The 16,625-nt window shown below is 73.9% G+C and carries 13 protein-coding genes; 7 read left to right on the top strand and 6 right to left on the bottom strand.

The features are described from left to right. Positions 1-92 precede the first annotated feature (92 nt). The 3 genes from ACIRD3_RS14985 (at position 93) to ACIRD3_RS14975 (ending at position 4,300) form a co-directional block, all read left to right on the top strand. Positions 93-1,991 carry an ABC transporter ATP-binding protein gene (locus tag ACIRD3_RS14985; protein ID WP_402216346.1) on the top strand — a complete coding sequence of 633 codons (1,899 nt, stop codon included), beginning with the start codon at positions 93-95 and terminating at the stop codon, positions 1,989-1,991. Between the two features lie 207 nt (positions 1,992-2,198). After that, entirely contained in the window at positions 2,199-3,110 is a 912-nt protein-coding gene (sigJ, locus tag ACIRD3_RS14980; RefSeq protein WP_402215786.1) for an RNA polymerase sigma factor SigJ, read from the top strand. 107 nt (positions 3,111-3,217) lie between these two features. Next, positions 3,218-4,300: an NAD(P)/FAD-dependent oxidoreductase gene (locus ACIRD3_RS14975; protein WP_402215784.1), complete on the top strand. Its 1,083-nt coding sequence runs from the start codon at positions 3,218-3,220 to the stop codon at positions 4,298-4,300. A 130-nt stretch (positions 4,301-4,430) separates the two neighbouring features. Here the strand turns inward: ACIRD3_RS14975 and lepA are convergent, their stop codons facing one another. Next, positions 4,431-6,299 carry a translation elongation factor 4 gene (lepA, locus tag ACIRD3_RS14970; RefSeq protein ID WP_402215782.1) on the bottom strand — a complete coding sequence of 623 codons (1,869 nt, stop codon included), beginning with the start codon at positions 6,297-6,299 and terminating at the stop codon, positions 4,431-4,433. Between the two features lie 189 nt (positions 6,300-6,488). Here lepA and ACIRD3_RS14965 point away from each other — a divergent pair, with 189 nt between their 5' ends. From ACIRD3_RS14965 to ACIRD3_RS14955, 3 genes are all read left to right on the top strand, one after another. Then, positions 6,489-6,794, top strand: coding sequence for an antibiotic biosynthesis monooxygenase family protein (locus ACIRD3_RS14965; RefSeq protein ID WP_402215779.1), 306 nt, complete (start codon positions 6,489-6,491; stop codon positions 6,792-6,794). A gap of 159 nt (positions 6,795-6,953) precedes the next feature. Then, positions 6,954-7,223, top strand: coding sequence for a 30S ribosomal protein S20 (rpsT, locus tag ACIRD3_RS14960; RefSeq protein WP_329931122.1), 270 nt, complete (start codon positions 6,954-6,956; stop codon positions 7,221-7,223). 508 nt (positions 7,224-7,731) lie between these two features. After that, positions 7,732-8,403, top strand: coding sequence for a hypothetical protein (locus ACIRD3_RS14955; protein ID WP_402215777.1), 672 nt, complete (start codon positions 7,732-7,734; stop codon positions 8,401-8,403). A 122-nt stretch (positions 8,404-8,525) separates the two neighbouring features. Here the strand turns inward: ACIRD3_RS14955 and holA are convergent, their stop codons facing one another. Continuing rightward, a complete protein-coding gene (holA, locus tag ACIRD3_RS14950; protein ID WP_402215774.1) occupies positions 8,526-9,524 on the bottom strand; it encodes a DNA polymerase III subunit delta in 999 nt (332 codons plus the stop codon). A 135-nt stretch (positions 9,525-9,659) separates the two neighbouring features. Between holA and ACIRD3_RS14945 the strand changes: the two genes are divergently transcribed. Beyond that, entirely contained in the window at positions 9,660-9,896 is a 237-nt protein-coding gene (locus ACIRD3_RS14945; RefSeq protein WP_402216343.1) for a hypothetical protein, read from the top strand. 586 nt (positions 9,897-10,482) lie between these two features. Here the strand turns inward: ACIRD3_RS14945 and ACIRD3_RS14940 are convergent. From ACIRD3_RS14940 to ACIRD3_RS14925, 4 genes are all read right to left on the bottom strand, one after another. Further along, a complete protein-coding gene (locus ACIRD3_RS14940) occupies positions 10,483-13,122 on the bottom strand; it encodes a ComEC/Rec2 family competence protein (protein WP_402215771.1) in 2,640 nt (879 codons plus the stop codon). Positions 13,123-13,165: 43 nt separating this feature from the next. Next, positions 13,166-14,269, bottom strand: a complete 1,104-nt coding sequence (locus ACIRD3_RS14935) for a helix-hairpin-helix domain-containing protein (protein WP_402215768.1) — start codon at positions 14,267-14,269, stop codon at positions 13,166-13,168. Between the two features lie 257 nt (positions 14,270-14,526). Next, the gene (locus tag ACIRD3_RS14930; RefSeq protein WP_402215765.1) at positions 14,527-15,372 is read right to left on the bottom strand and encodes a DegV family protein; all 846 of its coding nucleotides are present in this window, start codon (positions 15,370-15,372) and stop codon (positions 14,527-14,529) included. Between the two features lie 137 nt (positions 15,373-15,509). Beyond that, complete coding sequence (locus ACIRD3_RS14925) at positions 15,510-16,331, bottom strand: hypothetical protein (RefSeq protein WP_402215762.1); 822 nt, start codon at positions 16,329-16,331, stop codon at positions 15,510-15,512. Between the last annotated feature and the right edge of the window lie 294 nt (positions 16,332-16,625).

Raw genomic sequence — 16,625 nt, 5'->3', positions numbered from 1 at the left:
GAAAAGCCGACCGGAGAAAGTCCGACGCCGAACTGCCCAGCGACTCCCAGGCCGCCGCCGCCCGCCGCGGCCCCGCCGGCCCCGGCCGCTTCATGGGCGGCCAGGGCGCCGAGAAGTCCATGGACTTCAAGGGCTCCGGCAAACGCGTCCTCGGCCTGCTGCGCCCCGAACGCGCCCTCCTCCTCGGCGTCCTGCTCCTCGGCGTCCTCGGCATCGGCTGCGCCGTCATCGGCCCCAAGATCCTCGGCGACGCCACCGACCTGATCTTCGCCGGCGTCGTCGGCGCCCGCTTCGCCCCCGGCACCAGCAAGGCCCAGGTCATCGACGGCCTGCGCGCCCACGGCGACAACGGCATCGCCGACCTGCTCGCCGCCGTCGACTTCACCCCCGGCCAGGGCATGGACTTCGACGCCATCGGCTCCGTCCTGCTCTGGGTCCTCGGCATCTACGTCGCCTCCGCCGTCTTCGGCATCTTCCAGGGCCGGCTCGCCACCACGGCCATCCAGCGCGCCAGCTACCGGCTGCGCCAGGACGTCGAGGCCAAGCTCGCCCGCCTCCCGCTCAGCTACTTCGACAAGCAGCCCCGCGGCGAGGTGCTCAGCCGGGTCACCAACGACATCGACAACATCGGCCAGTCCATGCAGCAGACCATGGGACAGGTCGTCAACTCGCTGCTCACCGTGGTCGGCGTGCTCGCGATGATGTTCTGGATCTCCCCGCTGCTCGCCGTGATCGCCCTCGTCTCCGTCCCGCTCTCGGTGGTCGTCGCCACCAGGGTCGGCAAGCGGGCCCAGCCGCAGTTCGTCCAGCAGTGGAAGTCCACCGGCCAGCTCAACGCCCACATCGAGGAGATGTACACCGGCCACACCCTGGTCAAGGCCTTCGGCCGCCAGCGCGAGGCCGCCGCCACCTTCCGCGAGCACAACGAGGCTCTCTACCAGGCCAGTTACCAGGCCCAGTTCATCTCCGGGATCATCCAGCCCGCGATGATGCTGATCGGCAACCTGCAGTACGTGCTGGTCGCCGTCGTCGGCGGCCTGCGGGTCGCCGGCGGCGCGCTGTCCATCGGCGACGTCCAGGCGTTCATCCAGTACTCCCGGCAGTTCAGCCAGCCGCTCACCCAGGTCGCCAGCATGGCCAACCTGGTGCAGTCCGGCGTCGCCTCCGCCGAGCGCGTCTTCGAACTCCTCGACGCCCCCGAACAGAGCCCCGAACCCGCCATGCCCGAGAAGCCGGACACCGTGCACGGCCGGGTCGCCTTCCAGGACGTCTCCTTCCGCTACGACCCCGACAAGCCGCTCATCGAGGACCTCTCCCTCAAGGTCGAACCCGGCCACACCGTCGCCATCGTCGGCCCCACCGGCGCCGGCAAGACCACCCTGGTCAACCTGCTGATGCGGTTCTACGAGGTCAGCTCCGGCCGGATCACCCTCGACGGGGTCGACATCTCCGCGATGTCCCGCGAGGACCTGCGCTCCGGCATCGGCATGGTCCTCCAGGACACCTGGCTGTTCGGCGGCAGCATCGCCGACAACATCGCCTACGGCGCCCAGGGCGCCACCCGCGAACAGGTCGTCGAAGCCGCCAAGGCCGCCCACGTCGACCGCTTCGTCCGCACCCTCCCGGACGGCTACGACACCGTCATCGACGACGAGGGCACCGGCGTCAGCACCGGCGAGAAGCAACTGATCACCATCGCCCGGGCCTTCCTCGCCCAGCCGTCCATCCTCGTCCTCGACGAGGCGACCAGCTCCGTCGACACCCGCACCGAGGTGCTCATCCAGCGGGCCATGGCCCGGCTGCGCACCGGCCGCACCAGCTTCGTGATCGCCCACCGGCTCTCCACCATCCGGGACGCCGACGTGATCCTGGTGATGGAGAACGGCTCGATCGTCGAGCAGGGCTCGCACGACGAGCTGATCGCCGCCGGCGGCGCCTACGCCCGGCTCTACCAGGCGCAGTTCGCGGAGGCCGTGGCCGAGGTGGACTGACGCGCGAGTCACCCGACGGGCCGGGGCGGAGCCTTCCGCCCCGGCCCCCGCGCGTCGGGGGCCGCTCGTGCGTCCGGGGCCCGGCTGTCCGTCCGGAGCACGCTCGTGCGTCCGGGCCCCGCTCGCGCGCCCGCTCCCCCTCGTGCGTCCGGTGCCGCCCCGCCCCCGGTCGTCGCCATCGGCGTCAGCGGGCGCTACCTTGGGCCCGTGACCGACGACCAGGCCCCGCCCGCCCCGGACGCCTTCGAGGCCAACCGCCGCTACCTGGGTTCGGTCGCCTACCGGCTGCTCGGCTCCTTCACCGACGCCGAGGACGTCCTGCAGGACGCCTGGCTGCGCTGGCAGGCCGCCGACCGCTCCGCCGTCACCGACCCGCGCGCCTTCCTGACCACCGTCGTCACCCGGCTCTGCTACGACCAGCTCGGCTCCGCCCGGGCCCGCCGCGAGGCCTACTACGGCGAGTGGCTGCCCGAACCCGCCGTCACCTACGCGGACGTCCCGGACACCCCCGCCGAACTCGCCGAGCGCGGCGAATCCGTCTCCCTCGCCCTGCTCGCCGTCCTCGAACAGCTCTCCCCCGCCGAACGGGCCGCCTTCGTGCTGCACGACGTCTTCGCGGTCGGCTTCGAGGAGATCGGCAGCTCGCTGGACCGCTCCCCCGACGCCGCCCGCCAGCTCGCCTCCCGGGCCCGCCGCCGGGTCAAGGACGGCCGCCGCCCCGGCGGCGGCACCGACCGGGCCGAGCACCGCCAGGCCGTCGAGGCCTTCGCCGCCGCCACCACCCGCGGCGACATCCTCGCCCTGATGGAGGTCCTGGACCCGGACGTGGTCTGGCACTCCGACGGCGGCGGCATCGTCCGGGCCGCCGTCCGCCCGATCCACGGCGCCGACCGGGTGGCCCGTACGGTCACCGGCCTGATCGCCAAGTGGTTCACCCCCGACATCGCCACCGGCCCCGCCCTGGTCAACGGCGAACCCGGGCTGGTCTGGTACGACCTGCCCACCGGCACCGTCGGCGGCGTGCTCGCCTTCACCGTGGCCGACGGCCGGATCACCGAGGCGTACGTGGTGGTCAACCCCGAGAAGCTCGGCCGCATCAGCCCCGTCACCGCCCCCTGACACCCCTCCGGCGGATGTGACGCGGGTCACGGTCACATCCCGAACGGCCGCGTCGTCCCCCTCCCGAAGAGCGCTCCCCGAGGGCGCACCGAACGGAGGCGGACGAGATGAGCAGCACCAGCAGCAGCCCGAAGCGGATCGTCGTCCTGGGCGCCGGCTACGCCGGACTCACCGCGGCCAAGGGCGCCGGACGGCACCACGACGTCACCCTGGTCGCCCCCGAGGAGCGGATCCTGCACCGCATCCGCCAGCACGAGACGGCGGCCGGCCGCGGCCGCGACTGGCCCGCCATCGGCGACCTGGTCCGCGGCCGCCGGATCCGCCACCAAAGGGCCCGGGCCGTCGAACTCGACCTGGCCGGACACAAGGTCGTCCTGGACGACGGCACCACCCTCGACTACGACACCCTGGTCTACGCCCTCGGCAGCCGCACCGCCTGGCACGGCGTCCCCGGCGCCGTCGAGCACGCCCACCCCGTGGAGCGCGCCGCCGAGGTGCGGCGCCTGATCGCCGAAGCCCCCCGCCCCGGCACCCTGGCCGTCGTCGGCGGCGGCGCCACCGGCATCGAACTCGCCACCGAACTCGCCGAGGCCCACCCCGGCTGGCGGGTGCGGATCGTCGCCGCCGGCCAGGTCGGCGGCATCTACTCCGCCAAGGGCCGCGCCCACATCCGGCGCGTCCTCGACCGGCTCGGCGTCGAGGTCCACGAGAACGCCACCGTCACCGAGGTCACCCCGGACGGCCCGCGCACCGCCGCCGGCCCGATCCACGCCGACCTCACCGTCTGGGCCGCCTCGATGGAACCCCACCCGCTGGCCGCCGAGGCCGGACTCGCCGTGGACGAACGCGGCCGCGCCCTGGTCGACGACCACCTGCGGTCGGTCTCGCACCCGGACGTCCACGTGGTCGGCGACGCCGCCGCCGTCACCGTCCCCGGCGTCGGCACCCTGCGGATGGGCTGCGCCACCGCCCTGCCGCAGGGCCAGTACGTCGGCAAGCTGCTGGACGGACGCACCGCCGCGCCGTTCTCGTTCCGGTACGTCGTGCAGTGCCTGAGCCTCGGCCGGCGGGACGGACTGCTCCAGCTGGTCCACCCGGACGACTCGATGAAGCCCACCGTGTTCACCGGCACCGCGGGCCGGCTGGCCAAGGCCGGGATCGTCTCGGTCGTCCTCAGCGCGCTGAAGTAGCCTCCACGGCACCGTCCGAGGACGCCGAGAGGCGCGTGCCGAGGAGGCGCTCCCGGCACGCGCCGAGGACGCCGAAGGGCCCGGGCGGGATGCCCGGGCCCTTCGGTACGCCCCTGGTACCGCTTCCCCGCTACTTCTTCTCCTTCGGCGCCTCGGCGTCGGTGGACAGCGCGGCGATGAAGGCCTCCTGCGGGACCTCCACGCGGCCGACCATCTTCATCCGCTTCTTGCCTTCCTTCTGCTTCTCCAGCAGCTTCCGCTTGCGGGAGATGTCACCGCCGTAGCACTTGGCGAGGACGTCCTTGCGGATCGCGCGGACCGTCTCGCGGGCGATGACCCGGGAGCCGATGGCGGCCTGGATCGGCACCTCGAACTGCTGGCGGGGGATCAGCTTCTGCAGCTTGCCGGCCATCATCACGCCGTAGCCGTAGGCCTTGTCCTTGTGGACGATCGCGGAGAAGGCGTCCACCGCGTCGCCGTGCAGCAGGATGTCGACCTTGACCAGGTTGGCGGTCTGCTCGCCGATGGGCTCGTAGTCGAGCGAGGCGTAGCCGCGGGTCTTGGACTTCAGCTGGTCGAAGAAGTCGAAGACGATCTCCGCGAGCGGCAGGGTGTAGCGCAGCTCGACGCGGTCCTCGGACAGGTAGTCCATGCCCTGGAGGTTGCCGCGGCGGGACTGGCAGAGCTCCATGATCGCGCCGACGAACTCGTTCGGCGCCAGGATGGTGCCGCGCACGACCGGCTCGTACACCTCGGCGATCTTGCCGGTGGGGAACTCGCTCGGGTTGGTGACGGTGTGCTCGGTGCCGTCCTCCATGATCACCCGGTAGATCACGTTCGGGGCGGTGGAGATCAGGTCGAGGTTGAACTCGCGCTCCAGGCGCTCCCGGATGATCTCCAGGTGCAGCAGGCCGAGGAAGCCGCAGCGGTAGCCGAAGCCGAGCGCGACCGAGGTCTCCGGCTCGTACACCAGCGCCGCGTCGTTCAGCCGCAGCTTGTCGAGCGCGTCGCGCAGCAGCGGGTAGTCCGAGCCGTCCAGCGGGTAGAGGCCGGAGAACACCATCGGACGCGGGTCCTTGTAGCCGCCCAGCGCCTCGGTCGCACCCTTGTGCTGCGAGGTGATGGTGTCACCGACCTTGGACTGCCGGACGTCCTTCACGCCGGTGATGATGTAGCCCACCTCGCCGACGCCCAGGCCGTCCGCGACCTTCGGCTCGGGCGAGATGACGCCGATCTCCAGCAGCTCGTGGGTGGCGCCGGTGGACATCATCGCGATCCGCTCGCGCTTGGTCAGCTGGCCGTCCACGACACGGACGTAGGTGACCACGCCGCGGTAGGCGTCGTACACCGAGTCGAAGATCATCGCGCGGGCCGGGGCGTCCGCGACGCCGACCGGGGCCGGCACGGTGTTGACGATGTGGTCCAGCAGGTCCTCGACGCCCAGGCCCGTCTTGGCGCTGACCTTGAGCACGTCGCCCGGGTCGCAGCCGATGATGTGGGCGATCTCCTCGGCGTACTTCTCCGGCTGGGCGGCCGGCAGGTCGATCTTGTTGAGGACCGGGACGATCGTGAGGTCGTTCTCCAGCGCCAGGTACAGGTTGGCGAGGGTCTGCGCCTCGATGCCCTGGGCCGCGTCGACCACCAGGATGGTGCCCTCGCACGCGGCGAGGGAGCGGGACACCTCGTACGTGAAGTCCACGTGGCCCGGGGTGTCGATCATGTTGAGGATGTGCGTCGTCCCGGCGTCCGGCCCGGTCTTCGGCGCCCACGGGAGGCGGACCGCCTGCGACTTGATGGTGATGCCGCGCTCACGCTCGATGTCCATGCGGTCGAGGTACTGGGCGCGCATCTGCCGGGGGTCGACGACGCCGGTGATCTGCAGCATCCGGTCTGCGAGCGTCGACTTGCCGTGGTCGATGTGGGCGATGATGCAGAAGTTGCGGATCAGCGCCGGGTCGGTACGGCTGGGCTCTGGCACATTGCTGGGGGTCGCGGGCACCTTGGTCCGATTCTCCGTTGGTCCGGGGCCGGGGGTGTCCGGATCATCGCTGACCGGTTTCCCGGGGACCGGACAGTCTCGTCCGATCGAAATAGTTCCTCCCATCTTCCCACGACCGCCGCCCGTGCTGCCGTTCGGGCACCGCCCGGCCCTTCCCCCGGCCGCCGCCGGGCGGAAGGATGGCCTCCCGTGATCCTCGAAAGCGCCCTGCTCGACGTCCTGCCCGGCCGGGAGGAGGAGTTCCTCGCCGCCTTCGCCGAAGCCCGCCCGCTGATCTCCGGCCGACCCGGCTTCCGCTCCCTGGAACTGCGGCGCTGCCTCGACGAGGGCCGCGCCTCGCGCTTCCTCCTCCAGGTCGGCTGGGACACCCTCGCCGACCACACCGAGGGCTTCCGCACCTCCCCCGAGTACCAGCGCTGGCGCGACCTGCTCCACCACTTCTACCGCCCGTTCCCGGAGGTCGAGCACTACGGCGAGCCCCTGCTCCGCGCGTAGCGGGCGCCGGGCTCTGCGCGGGGGCGGCCGGTTTGGGGCGCGCGGCGGGCCCCTGGTAGCGTGGTCAGCTGCACCTGGCCTCGGCATGCCCTCTCAGCTGGACCGAAGGCCGTCAGGCGCAGCCCGTTCAATCCTTTTAGACAAGACTGAGGCTCCTTCGTGGCGAACATCAAGTCCCAGATCAAGCGCAACAAGACCAACGAGAAGGCGCGCCTGCGCAACAAGGCCGTCAAGTCCTCGCTGAAGACCGCTCTGCGCAAGGCCCGTGAGGCCGCTGCCGCCGGCGAGACCGAGAAGGCCGTCGTGCTGGCCCGCGCCGCCTCCAAGGCGCTGGACAAGGCCGTGAGCAAGGGCGTCATCCACGCCAACCAGGCCGCCAACAAGAAGTCGGCCATCACCAAGCGCGTCAACACCGCCGCCCAGGCCTGACGCCCCCGGGGCCCCGGCCCCACCGCCTCGGGACGATCCGGCCCTCTACCCGGACCCTGGGGCGCGCGAGACTCGCACCGTACGCGGCCTGCGTTCGCCACGCGGGTGCGGTGCAACAAGCAGTACGGCAGGCGCCGCAGTCGGCCTCTTCCCCAGAGGCCGCTGCGGCGCCTGTCGCGTTCCACGGTCCGGCCGCTATCGTCGGTCCGATGCGATCGAGGTGCGGGGGAGCGCCCCGACGCCAGGCCCAGGGGGGAACCTCATGACGACGCCACCGCCACCGCCGGCACCCAACGGGCCGGGGTACGGATTCCCGCAGCAACCGCCGGGCGCGGGGGCACAGCCTCCGGCCGGGGCGCAGCCCGTCGCGGGCGCGCCTGGCGGGCCTGGTGTGCCGGGCGCGCCGGGCGCGCCGGGCGCGCCGGGCGCGGCCGGTTTCGGGCCGCCGCCCGGGCTGCCCGCCTCGCCGGCGATACCCGGGCCGCCCGGGATGCCCACCGCTCCGGGAATGCCGACCGTACCGGGGGGCGGTGCGCCGCGCTCCGGGGGGAACCTGCGGCGCAACGCCGTCTGGGCGTTCGTCGGCGCCGTGCTCGCCTCGGCCGGCTGGGCCACCGCCGTGATGGTCATCCCCGGCATGGTCAGCAGCGACTCCTCCCCGCGCAGCCTCGGCAACTACCACCTCTCGGACGACTTCTGCACCACCGGGAAGCCCACCAAGCTGCTGCAGACGTACTCCGTCTCGGACACCTCCACGCCGACCCACCACACCGACCGGCACCCGGCCCTGGACAGCATGAACTGCTCGATGAGCCTCAAGCGGACCGGCGGCAACAGCGACAGCGAGTACGCCTCCGTCTACCTGCGCGCCGACCTCCACAAGGCCGTCAACCCCGGCCCCGAACTGACGGCCAACAAGGAGCTCTACCGGGCCCGCGGCTACCAGGTCACCGACATCTCGGGGATCGGCGAGGAGGCGTACTACCTGTACAAGGACGACGGCTCCGACAAGTACCACAGCGTCTACGCCGAACTGGACGTCCGCGACGGCGGGATGACGTACTACATCAACTACTCGGCCAGCTACACCGAGGGCAAGGGCAAGCCGCCGTCCAAGGACGACCTGCGCAGCATCCTGCAGTCCGACGCCCAGGACGCCGTCCGGGCCATGCAGAAGTAGCCCCCGCCCGGCCGGGCCCGGCTCGTCGGCTGCTTCCTCTGCCCGGTCGGCTTCCTCAGCCTGGTCGGCTTCCTCTGCCCGGTCGGCTTCCTCGGCCGGACGGCTCCCTCGGCCTCGCCGTCTCAGTAGGCGGGGCGGGAGCCGGCCCGGGCGGCTCGGGCGACGGCGACCACGGCGCGCTCCAGGGCGAAGGCCGGATCGTCCGAACCGCCCTTGACGGCGGCGTCGGCCTGGGCGATCGCCGTCAGGGCGGTGGCCACCGCGTCGCCCGTCCAGCCGCGCATCTGCTGGCGGACCCGGTCCACCTTCCACGGCGGCATGCCCAGCTCGCGGGCCAGGTCGGCCGGGCGCATGTTCCGCCCGGTGGTCGCCAGCCGCCCGATGCTGCGCACTCCGGAGGCCAGCGCGTAGGTGATCCCGGTCGGCGGCTGGCCGACGGCCAGGGCCCAGCGCAGCCGCTCCAGCGCCTCCGCGGCCCGGCCGGTGACCGCCAGATCGGCCACCTCGAAGCCGGTCGCCTCGGCCCGTCCGCTGTAGTAGCGGGCCACCACCGTCTCGTCGATCGCACCCTCGACGTCCGAGGTCAGCTGGTGGCAGGCGGCCGCCAGCTCGCGCAGGTCGCTGCCGAGCGCGTCCAGCAGCGCCTGGCAGGCCTCCGGGGTCGCCGAGCGGCCCAGCGCGCGGAACTCGCCCTTGACGAAAGCCAGTCGCTCGCTCGCCTTGGCCAGCTTGGCGCAGGCCACCTCGCGGCCGCCCGCCTTGCGCCCGGCGTCCAGCAGGCCCTTGCCCTTGGCGCCGCCGGCGTGCACCAGCACCATGATCACTTCGTCGGCCGGCGCCTCGATGTACGCCTTGACCTCCTTCACCGACTCGGCGGAGAGGTCCTGCGCGGCCCGGACGACGATCACCTTGCGCTCGGCGAACAGCGACGGCGTGGTCAGCTCGGCCAGGCTGCCGGGCTGCAGCCCGCCGGGCGGCAAGTCCCGTACGTCGGTGTCCGGGTCCGCGGCCTTCGCCGCGGCCACCACCTGGGCGACCGCGCGGTCCAGCAGCAGCTCCTCCTGGCCGACCGCGAGGGTCAGCGGGGCGAGCAGGTCGTCGGGTGCACTCTTCCTGGCCATCGCCTACCAGCATCCCACGGGCCGCGGACACTCCCGCCCGCCTGATCGGCCGGGCCGGGCGGCCTGGACAATGGGCGGGTGACCGAGAACTCCGCCACCGACCTCCCGGCCGTCGACGACCCGCACGCCCGACAGCTGCTCGTCCTGCCCGATCGCGACGCCGCCGAGGAAACCGCCGAGGAGCTCGGCGCCACCCAACCCGACATCGGCGAGCTGGAGATCGTGCGCGACGCGCTGGCCGGCGAGGACGACGCCGAGGACGCCCAGTGGCTCGTCGTCGTCGAAGCCCCGGACACCGGGTGGACCGCCGCCCTGCTGCACGCTCTCGACGCCATCGCCGCCGACCACGAAGGCTGGCGCGAGGAGGCCTGACGGGCCCGGCCGGGAATCGCCCCGCTGCTGTCCCCTGCTTCTCCCTGTCTGCCCGTCCGTTCCGGGGAGGCCGTGGGGGTTCTGGTGCGGAATCTGGAGGGCAAGTTTTGCTCCCGGCTTTCTGGGCGGGGGGGGGGGGGGGGGGGGGGGGCGGCGCGCGCGCCCCCCCCCCCCCCCCCCCCCCCCCCGCCATCACACCCCCTCAGGTCTGACCTGCCCCCGGGCCCCCTACGGCCGGCCACCGGGCCCCGGGGGGTTGCAGCTCTCCTCGGCTCTCCTCGGCTCTCCTCGGCTCTTCTCGGCTCTTCTCGGCTCTTCTCGGCGCGCTCCGGGCCCCGCCCGGAGCGCGCCGCAATCACCCTCTCCGGCCTCACCCATTGCCGGGCCCCAGCCGTTTCCGGGGCCCCAGTCGCCGGCACCATGCCCCGGGGCTCTAGCAGTTCTCCTCGGCGCGCTCCGGGCTCGGCCCGGAGCGCGCCGAAACGTTTCTGCTGGCCTCGCCCCGCCACTACCGCTCTCCTCTCCCAACCCCAACCCCCAACCCCTTTCCCCACCCACTCTGTGGTTGGGAGGAGGAGAGCGGGACTCACTCGGGCGGGCCCCGGGGTGTGCCTGGTGCCTGCCCGGGCCGGGCGGGCGCCGCCGAGCCGGCCGCGCCGCGGGGGCGCGGCTTGTGGGCGGCGCGCGTGGGGTGCGGGTGGACGGACACCCCGAGGGTGGCCGGGGAGTCGCCCGTCACGGCGATGTCGCCCACCCGGTCGGTCCGCAGGACGGTCGCGCCGAGGGCGCGAAGCCGGTCGACCGTCTTCGGAGCCGGGTGCCCGTACGCATTGCCCTCGCCACAGGAGATGAGGGCCAGGCGCGGGCGCAGCGCGCCGGCCAGGTCCCAGTCCTGGTGCCCTGAGCCGTGGTGGGCGACCTTCAGGACGTCGACCCGCCCCAGGTGGCCCGACAAGGCCGACTGGGCCGGCGGTTCGAGATCTCCGAGCAGTGCCATGCGTAGTCCTCCTGTCAGTGTCACCATCAGTGCGACGCTCGCGTTGTTCGCGCCTGGCGCCTCGACGCCCGCCCCGGGTGCCGGCCACACCACGTCCCAGGCCAACTCCTTTCCGATCGACCGCCGTTCACCACGCCCCGCCCGCAGCAGCGGGACTCCGGCGCCGGCGGCCCAGCCGGCCACGCGGGCCGCCTCACCCGGCGGCTCGTCCAACGTCGTGCCCTCGAGCGCGCCGACCTTCCGGCCCCGCAACACCCCCGGCACGCCCTCGACGTGGTCGGCGTGGAAGTGCGTCAGCAGCAGGAGGGGCACCGTCGTGATGCCGAGATCGCGCAGGCACCTGTCCGCGGCGTTCGGATCCGGCCCGGTGTCGATCACCACCGCGCTGTCCGGCGCACCGGCCGCGAGGACCACCATGTCCCCCTGGCCGACGTCGCACATCGCCAGGCGCCACCCCGGTGGTGGCCAACCGGTGGCGATCCGGGCGAGTTGCGGCGGCCGCAGCAGGACGGCCAGCAGGACCGCGAGCAGCACCCCCGTCACCAGCACCCGCACCCCTCGCCGTCGACGCCGGGGACGGACGGGGGTTGGGAGGCCGGGTTCGGCGCGTCGCGGCAGCAGGAGCGGCGCCGCCCAGCAAGCCGCCAGGACGGCCACCGCGACCGTCACCGTCCCGAACCAGCCTCCCGGCCAGGAGAGTTGGCCACCCGGCAGCTCGGCGCCTCGTCGCGCGACCAGGGCGAGCCAGCCCGCCGGCAGCCCCGCCGGCACCGCGAGCAGCTGGGCCAGGGCCGGAAAGAGCGGCTGCAGGACGAGCACCCCGAAGCCGAGCAGTGTCGCCGGGGCCACCGCCAGCTCCGCCAGCAGGTTGCAGGGGACGCCGACCAGGCTGATGTGCCCGGACAGCACCACCGTCACCGGCGCGCACAGCGCCTGCGCGGCCGCCGTCGCCGCGAGGGCGCCCGCCAGGTGGTGCGGCCAGCGCCGGGCTCGCAGGGCCTCGGCCCAGTGCGGTCCGAGGACGAGCAGCCCGGCCGTGGCGAGCACCGAGAGCAGGAAGCCGAACGACCGCGACAGGAACGGGTCCAGCAGGACCAGCACCAGCACGGCCCCGGCGAGCGCGGGCACCGCCTGCCGGGGCCGGCCGGTGGCCAGGGCGAGCATGCCGATCAGCCCCGTCCCGGCCGCCCGGAGCACGCTGGGCTCGGGCCGGCAGACGGTCACGAAGGCCAGCGTCAGCCCGGTGCCGAGCAGGGCGCCGGTGCGCAGGGACAGGCCCAGCACCGCGGCCAGCCCGCGCCGTTCCGGGGTGCCGGCCTGGCCGGGTGCACCCAGCAACGCACCGAGGACGATGGCCAGATTGGCCCCGCTGACCGCCACCAGGTGCACCAGGTCGGTGGCCCGGAAGGCGTCTTCGAGGTCGTCGGGCAGACGCGAGGTGTCGCCGACGACCAGGCCCGGGAGCAGGCCGCGTGCGTCCGGCGGGAGCCCGTCGGTGGCTGTGCGCAGGCCGTCGCGCAGCCGTCCGGCGATCCGTTGCGGCAGGCTCGGCGGTGCCAGCTGCCGGGGCGGGCCTTGGGCGACCAGCAGCGCCGCCGACTCGGTGTCGTGGCCCTCCCCCGCCGGTTGGACCTCGGCTTCCACGGCCAGTCGCTCGGACGGGAGCAGCCGCTGCCAGGGCTCGCCGTCCGCTCCTCGGACCAGGACGGTCACCGGTGTTCGCACCCGGGTGGTCGGCCCGTCCGGGAGCAGCGTGACGCGGTCGGCGACGGCGTCGACGGTGAGCAGCGTCTGTCCGCCGGTGGTGCCGGCGCGGGAGGTGTGGAGTCTGGGATCACCCGCGATGGTCAGCTCCACCTCCACCGCCAGGGGCGGCGCGGTCGGCGAGCGCGGCACGGTGTGCTCGGCCGCGCGGGCGAGTTCCGGCAGCGGCCCTCGGTGCAGGTCGGCGGTGTGCAGTGGGGTCGCGATCGCGGCGGCCGCTCCGGTGAGCAGGACGGCGGCCAGCGTCACTGCGGCTCCGTGCCGACGCAGGGGACCCGGCCGGACGAGCAGCAGGAGGGCCGCGAGTACGGCGCAGCCCGCCGCCCCGAGGGCGACCGCCTCGTAGCCCGTGTCCAAACGCAGGAGCGCCGCCGTGACCACCCAGGCCGAGACGGCGGGCAGCAACAGCCGGAAGTCGGCGCCCGAGGAGCGAGCGTGCGGGATCGATGCGGTGGTGGCGGACACGCCGGGTGCCTCCCTTCGGAGCGAGGAGCTGAGCGGAGGAGCGTCAGAGGGTGAGCAGCGGACGGAGTTCCGCGTACGTACGGGCCCCGATGCCGCTGACCTGCCGGAGCTGGTCGAGGGAGCGGAAGGAGCCGTGCGAGGCTCGGTAGGCGAGGATGCGCTGGGCGAGGGTGGGGCCGACGCCCGGGAGGGTGTCGAGCTGTTCGAGGGTGGCGCGGTTGAGGCTGACGGGCGGTCGGGACGCGGCCGGGCCGGGTGGTCCGCTGCCGGATCCGACGGCCGGGGCGGGGACGGGTGCCTGCTCGCCCACCAGCAGCTGTTCACCGTCCGTCAGGACGCGGGCCAGATTGAGGTTCCTGGTGTCGGTCTCCGGCAGCACACCGCCCGCTGCCCGCAGGGCGTCGGCCACCCGGGAGCCGCCGGGCAGGGTGTGCAGGCCGGGGCTGTGGACCCGCCCGCCGACGTCGATCACGACGGCCGCCCCGACCCCGGCTCCTGACATCGTCCCGACCCCGGATCCTGGCCCCGCCCCGCTACCGGCTCCTGGCCCGGCCGCCAAGCCCGGTACGGCGGTGTCGGGGCCGGCCGGACCGGCCCCTGATGCCTCGTCCACGGGGACGGAGGCGGCCGCCGCCCCCGGCAGTGCCGAGGAAACCGCCAGCGCGGGAACGGCGACCGTCTCCGGTCTGGCGAGCCAGAAGTGCTGGACGGCGTAGCCCACCGCGAACAGCAGCAGGATGACCAACCCGGCCACCGCCCGCCGGTCGAGCGCCACCGCGGGGGCGAACGAAGCGAACCGCGGACGCGGCCCGGGATCGGGTGGATCCGCCCGAGCGCCCGGTGGATCCGCGTCGCCGCCCCGATCCCCCGCGCCGCCCCGAGCTCGCACCCCGCCCACGCCCGGTAGCACCGGGGCCGAGCCCGCAGGAGGCCCGGTCGCCGGCCGTTCCCCCACCAGCGAGGCGGTCGCGCCCGGCGCCGGCCCCGGGGTGCCACCGTGACCGGCCACCGGCACGTCGGCCGCCAGCGGGTCATCCGGCGACAGGTCGTCCGTCGGCAGCAGCGCGGCCATCCGCAGTCGTACCGTCTCGTTGAGCGCGTGGCGCTTCGCCGCGCCCCGGCCCAAGCCCAATCCCATGGTCGTCATGCCGAGGACGGTAGGAGCCTCCCGGCGAACGTGCGGAAATTACCGAAACCCTGTGGATAACCCGGGGGTTGTGGACAAAATCCGTCACTCACACGAGTGGGAAGGCCCCGGAAAGTTGACCACACGACAGTCGGCCGGACGAAAGCCGGCCACGAGCCGGTCGACCGGACGACGCTCAGCCCGCCCAGCTCAGCCCGACACCGCCCCGCCTCGCCGCGCCCCAGCCCCTCACCCGCCGCCACCCGTCTCCGCGCCCCTCAGCGCGGCGCGACCACCACCGCGAGCAGCCCCGGCCCGACGTGCGCGCCGATCACCGCCCCGACCTCTCCGACGTACAGCTCCCGCAGCCCCGGCACCCGCGCCCGCAGCCGCTCCGCGAGCGGCTCGGCCCGGTCCTCGGCCGCCAGGTGGTGCACGGTGATGTCGACCTCCCGCTCCCCCGACCGCTCGACGGCGATCTCCTCCAGCCGCGCGATCGCCCGGGACGCCGTCCGCACCTTCTCCAGCGGCTCGATCCGCCCCGCGTCCAGGTGCAGCAGCGGCTTGACCGCCAGGGCCGATCCGAGCAGCGCCCGCGCCGTCCCGATCCGACCGCCCCGGCGCAGGTGCTCCAGGGTGTCGACGTAGAAGAACCCGTGGGTCGCCTCCGCCCGCCGGGCCGCCGCCCCGGACGCGTCGGCGAGGTCCTGCCCGTCCGCGATCGCCTCGGCCGCCGCCAGCACCGCGTACCCGAGCGCCATCCCGACCAGTCGGCTGTCCACCACGCGCACGGGTACGGGTGCCTCGGCGGCGGCCAGCCGGGCGGCTTCGACGGTGCCGGACAGTTCGCCCGAGATGTGCACCGAGACGATCCCCTTCGCACCGGCCTCGGCGGCCGCCCGGTAGGTGGCCGCGAAGGTCTCGGGGTTCGGCCGGGAGGTGGTCACCCGCTGCTTGCCCCGCAGCGCCTCGGCGACGTCCTTCGGGGAGATCTCGACGCCCTCGCTCAGTACCGAGTCCCCGACCGCGACGCTCAGCGGGACCACCGTGATCCCGTGCCGGTCGAGGGCCTCCTGCGGCAGATAGGCCGTGGAATCGGTGACAAGCGCGAGGTCGGAGGGCATGAGGCGGAGGTTACTCCCCGTTCGTGCGTGAGGACAGCGGCCGCCGGAGGGCGGAGGCGGTGCGGCCGCTGGAGGTCGGAGGCCGTGCGGCCGCCGGAGGACGGAGGTGGTGCGGACGCCCGGGCGACCGCGGGAGCTCAGCCCGCCGAGGACCCCGTCGAGGGCTTCCGCAGCCGCTGCGCCAGCTTGGCCAGCGGATCGGCCAGCCCCAGCAGCTCCTCCGCGCTCGCCCGCCCCTTCCCGTCCGTCAGCCCGGCCCGGGAAGCGCGCCCGCCGGCGCCCGCCGCCGGTCCCGCCGCACCGGTGCCCGAACCCCCCGCCGAGCCCGGGCCCGACGCCGAACCCGCCGCCGGCGCCGAACCCGAACCAGAACCCGATCCGGACCCCGCCCCCAGGCCCGCCCCGGACGTGTCCCAGTGCCGCAGCGCCCCCGCCTCGCTCTCGCACTCCTGGCTGAGCCGGCTCAGCTCGTCGTCCGCGAACCGCTGCATCCGGTCCTGTGCCGCCCAGCGCATGCTCTCCGCCGCGTGCGTGATCCGTTCCGCCCGCTCGCGCAGCTCCGGCAGCTTGGCGGCGATCCGCGCGGTGTCGGGCTCGCGTTCGAGCATCCGCAGCTCGCCGTCGAGTTCCGCCGCGTGGGCGTCGAGCCGGGTGAGCAGGGCGAGTGCCTCACCGAGTTGGCCGTCCTGGCCGAGCCCGCTCTCCAGCACCTGCCGGGTGCCGTCGAGCGAGGTGCGCAGGCCGAGCCGGACGGTGGCGATCTGCGCGGGCGGGCCGACCTTGGTGTACGTCTTCGCCTTGAGGGCGACGGTCTCCACGGCGCGCCGCGCGTTGGCCTCGTGCTTCTCGATCTTCGCTCCGACGGCCTTGGCGGCCTTGACCGTGCCGACCACCGCCAGGACGACCGCCGCGATCCCGAAGAGCAGGACCAGGCCGATCATCACGCCGAACACGTCCATCGCGTGCCACCTTCCGCTGCCGTATCGGCCCCCACCGCGCCCAACGCGGGCCGCATCGCCGAGGGTTCCACGGTAGCCCTCGGACCAGCCCCAGGGACCGTCCGAACGGCCCCGCGGACGGAGATCAGGGACAGATCCGGGATCACCCCGAGGCCCCGTCCCCACCCTCCGACCGCCGCTCCCTCGCCCCACCGAACCCGGCGCCCCGCACGCCACACACCCTCACCCCCACCCGCACACCGCGCACGCCACACCCCGCCCGCCGCACCGCGCACGCCGCACCCCCAAGCGAAA

The sequence above is a fragment of the Kitasatospora sp. NPDC093550 genome (genome assembly GCF_044764985.1).
In the GTDB taxonomy this organism is placed as follows: domain Bacteria; phylum Actinomycetota; class Actinomycetes; order Streptomycetales; family Streptomycetaceae; genus Kitasatospora.
This window is presented reverse-complemented; position numbering and strand designations above follow the sequence as displayed.

What these genes read in the sequence shown, in the direction of transcription:
- ACIRD3_RS14985 (WP_402216346.1), top strand. Translation starts at nt 93, where the DNA reads ATGGGCGGCCAGGGCGCCGAGAAGTCCATGGACTTCAAGGGCTCCGGC.
- ACIRD3_RS14975 (WP_402215784.1), top strand. Translation starts at nt 3,218, where the DNA reads ATGAGCAGCACCAGCAGCAGCCCGAAGCGGATCGTCGTCCTGGGCGCC.
- ACIRD3_RS14955 (WP_402215777.1), top strand. Translation starts at nt 7,732, where the DNA reads ATGCCGACCGTACCGGGGGGCGGTGCGCCGCGCTCCGGGGGGAACCTG.
- holA (WP_402215774.1), bottom strand. Translation starts at nt 9,524, where the DNA reads ATGGCCAGGAAGAGTGCACCCGACGACCTGCTCGCCCCGCTGACCCTC.
- ACIRD3_RS14935 (WP_402215768.1), bottom strand. Translation starts at nt 14,269, where the DNA reads ATGACGACCATGGGATTGGGCTTGGGCCGGGGCGCGGCGAAGCGCCAC.
- ACIRD3_RS14930 (WP_402215765.1), bottom strand. Translation starts at nt 15,372, where the DNA reads ATGCCCTCCGACCTCGCGCTTGTCACCGATTCCACGGCCTATCTGCCG.
- ACIRD3_RS14925 (WP_402215762.1), bottom strand. Translation starts at nt 16,331, where the DNA reads ATGGACGTGTTCGGCGTGATGATCGGCCTGGTCCTGCTCTTCGGGATC.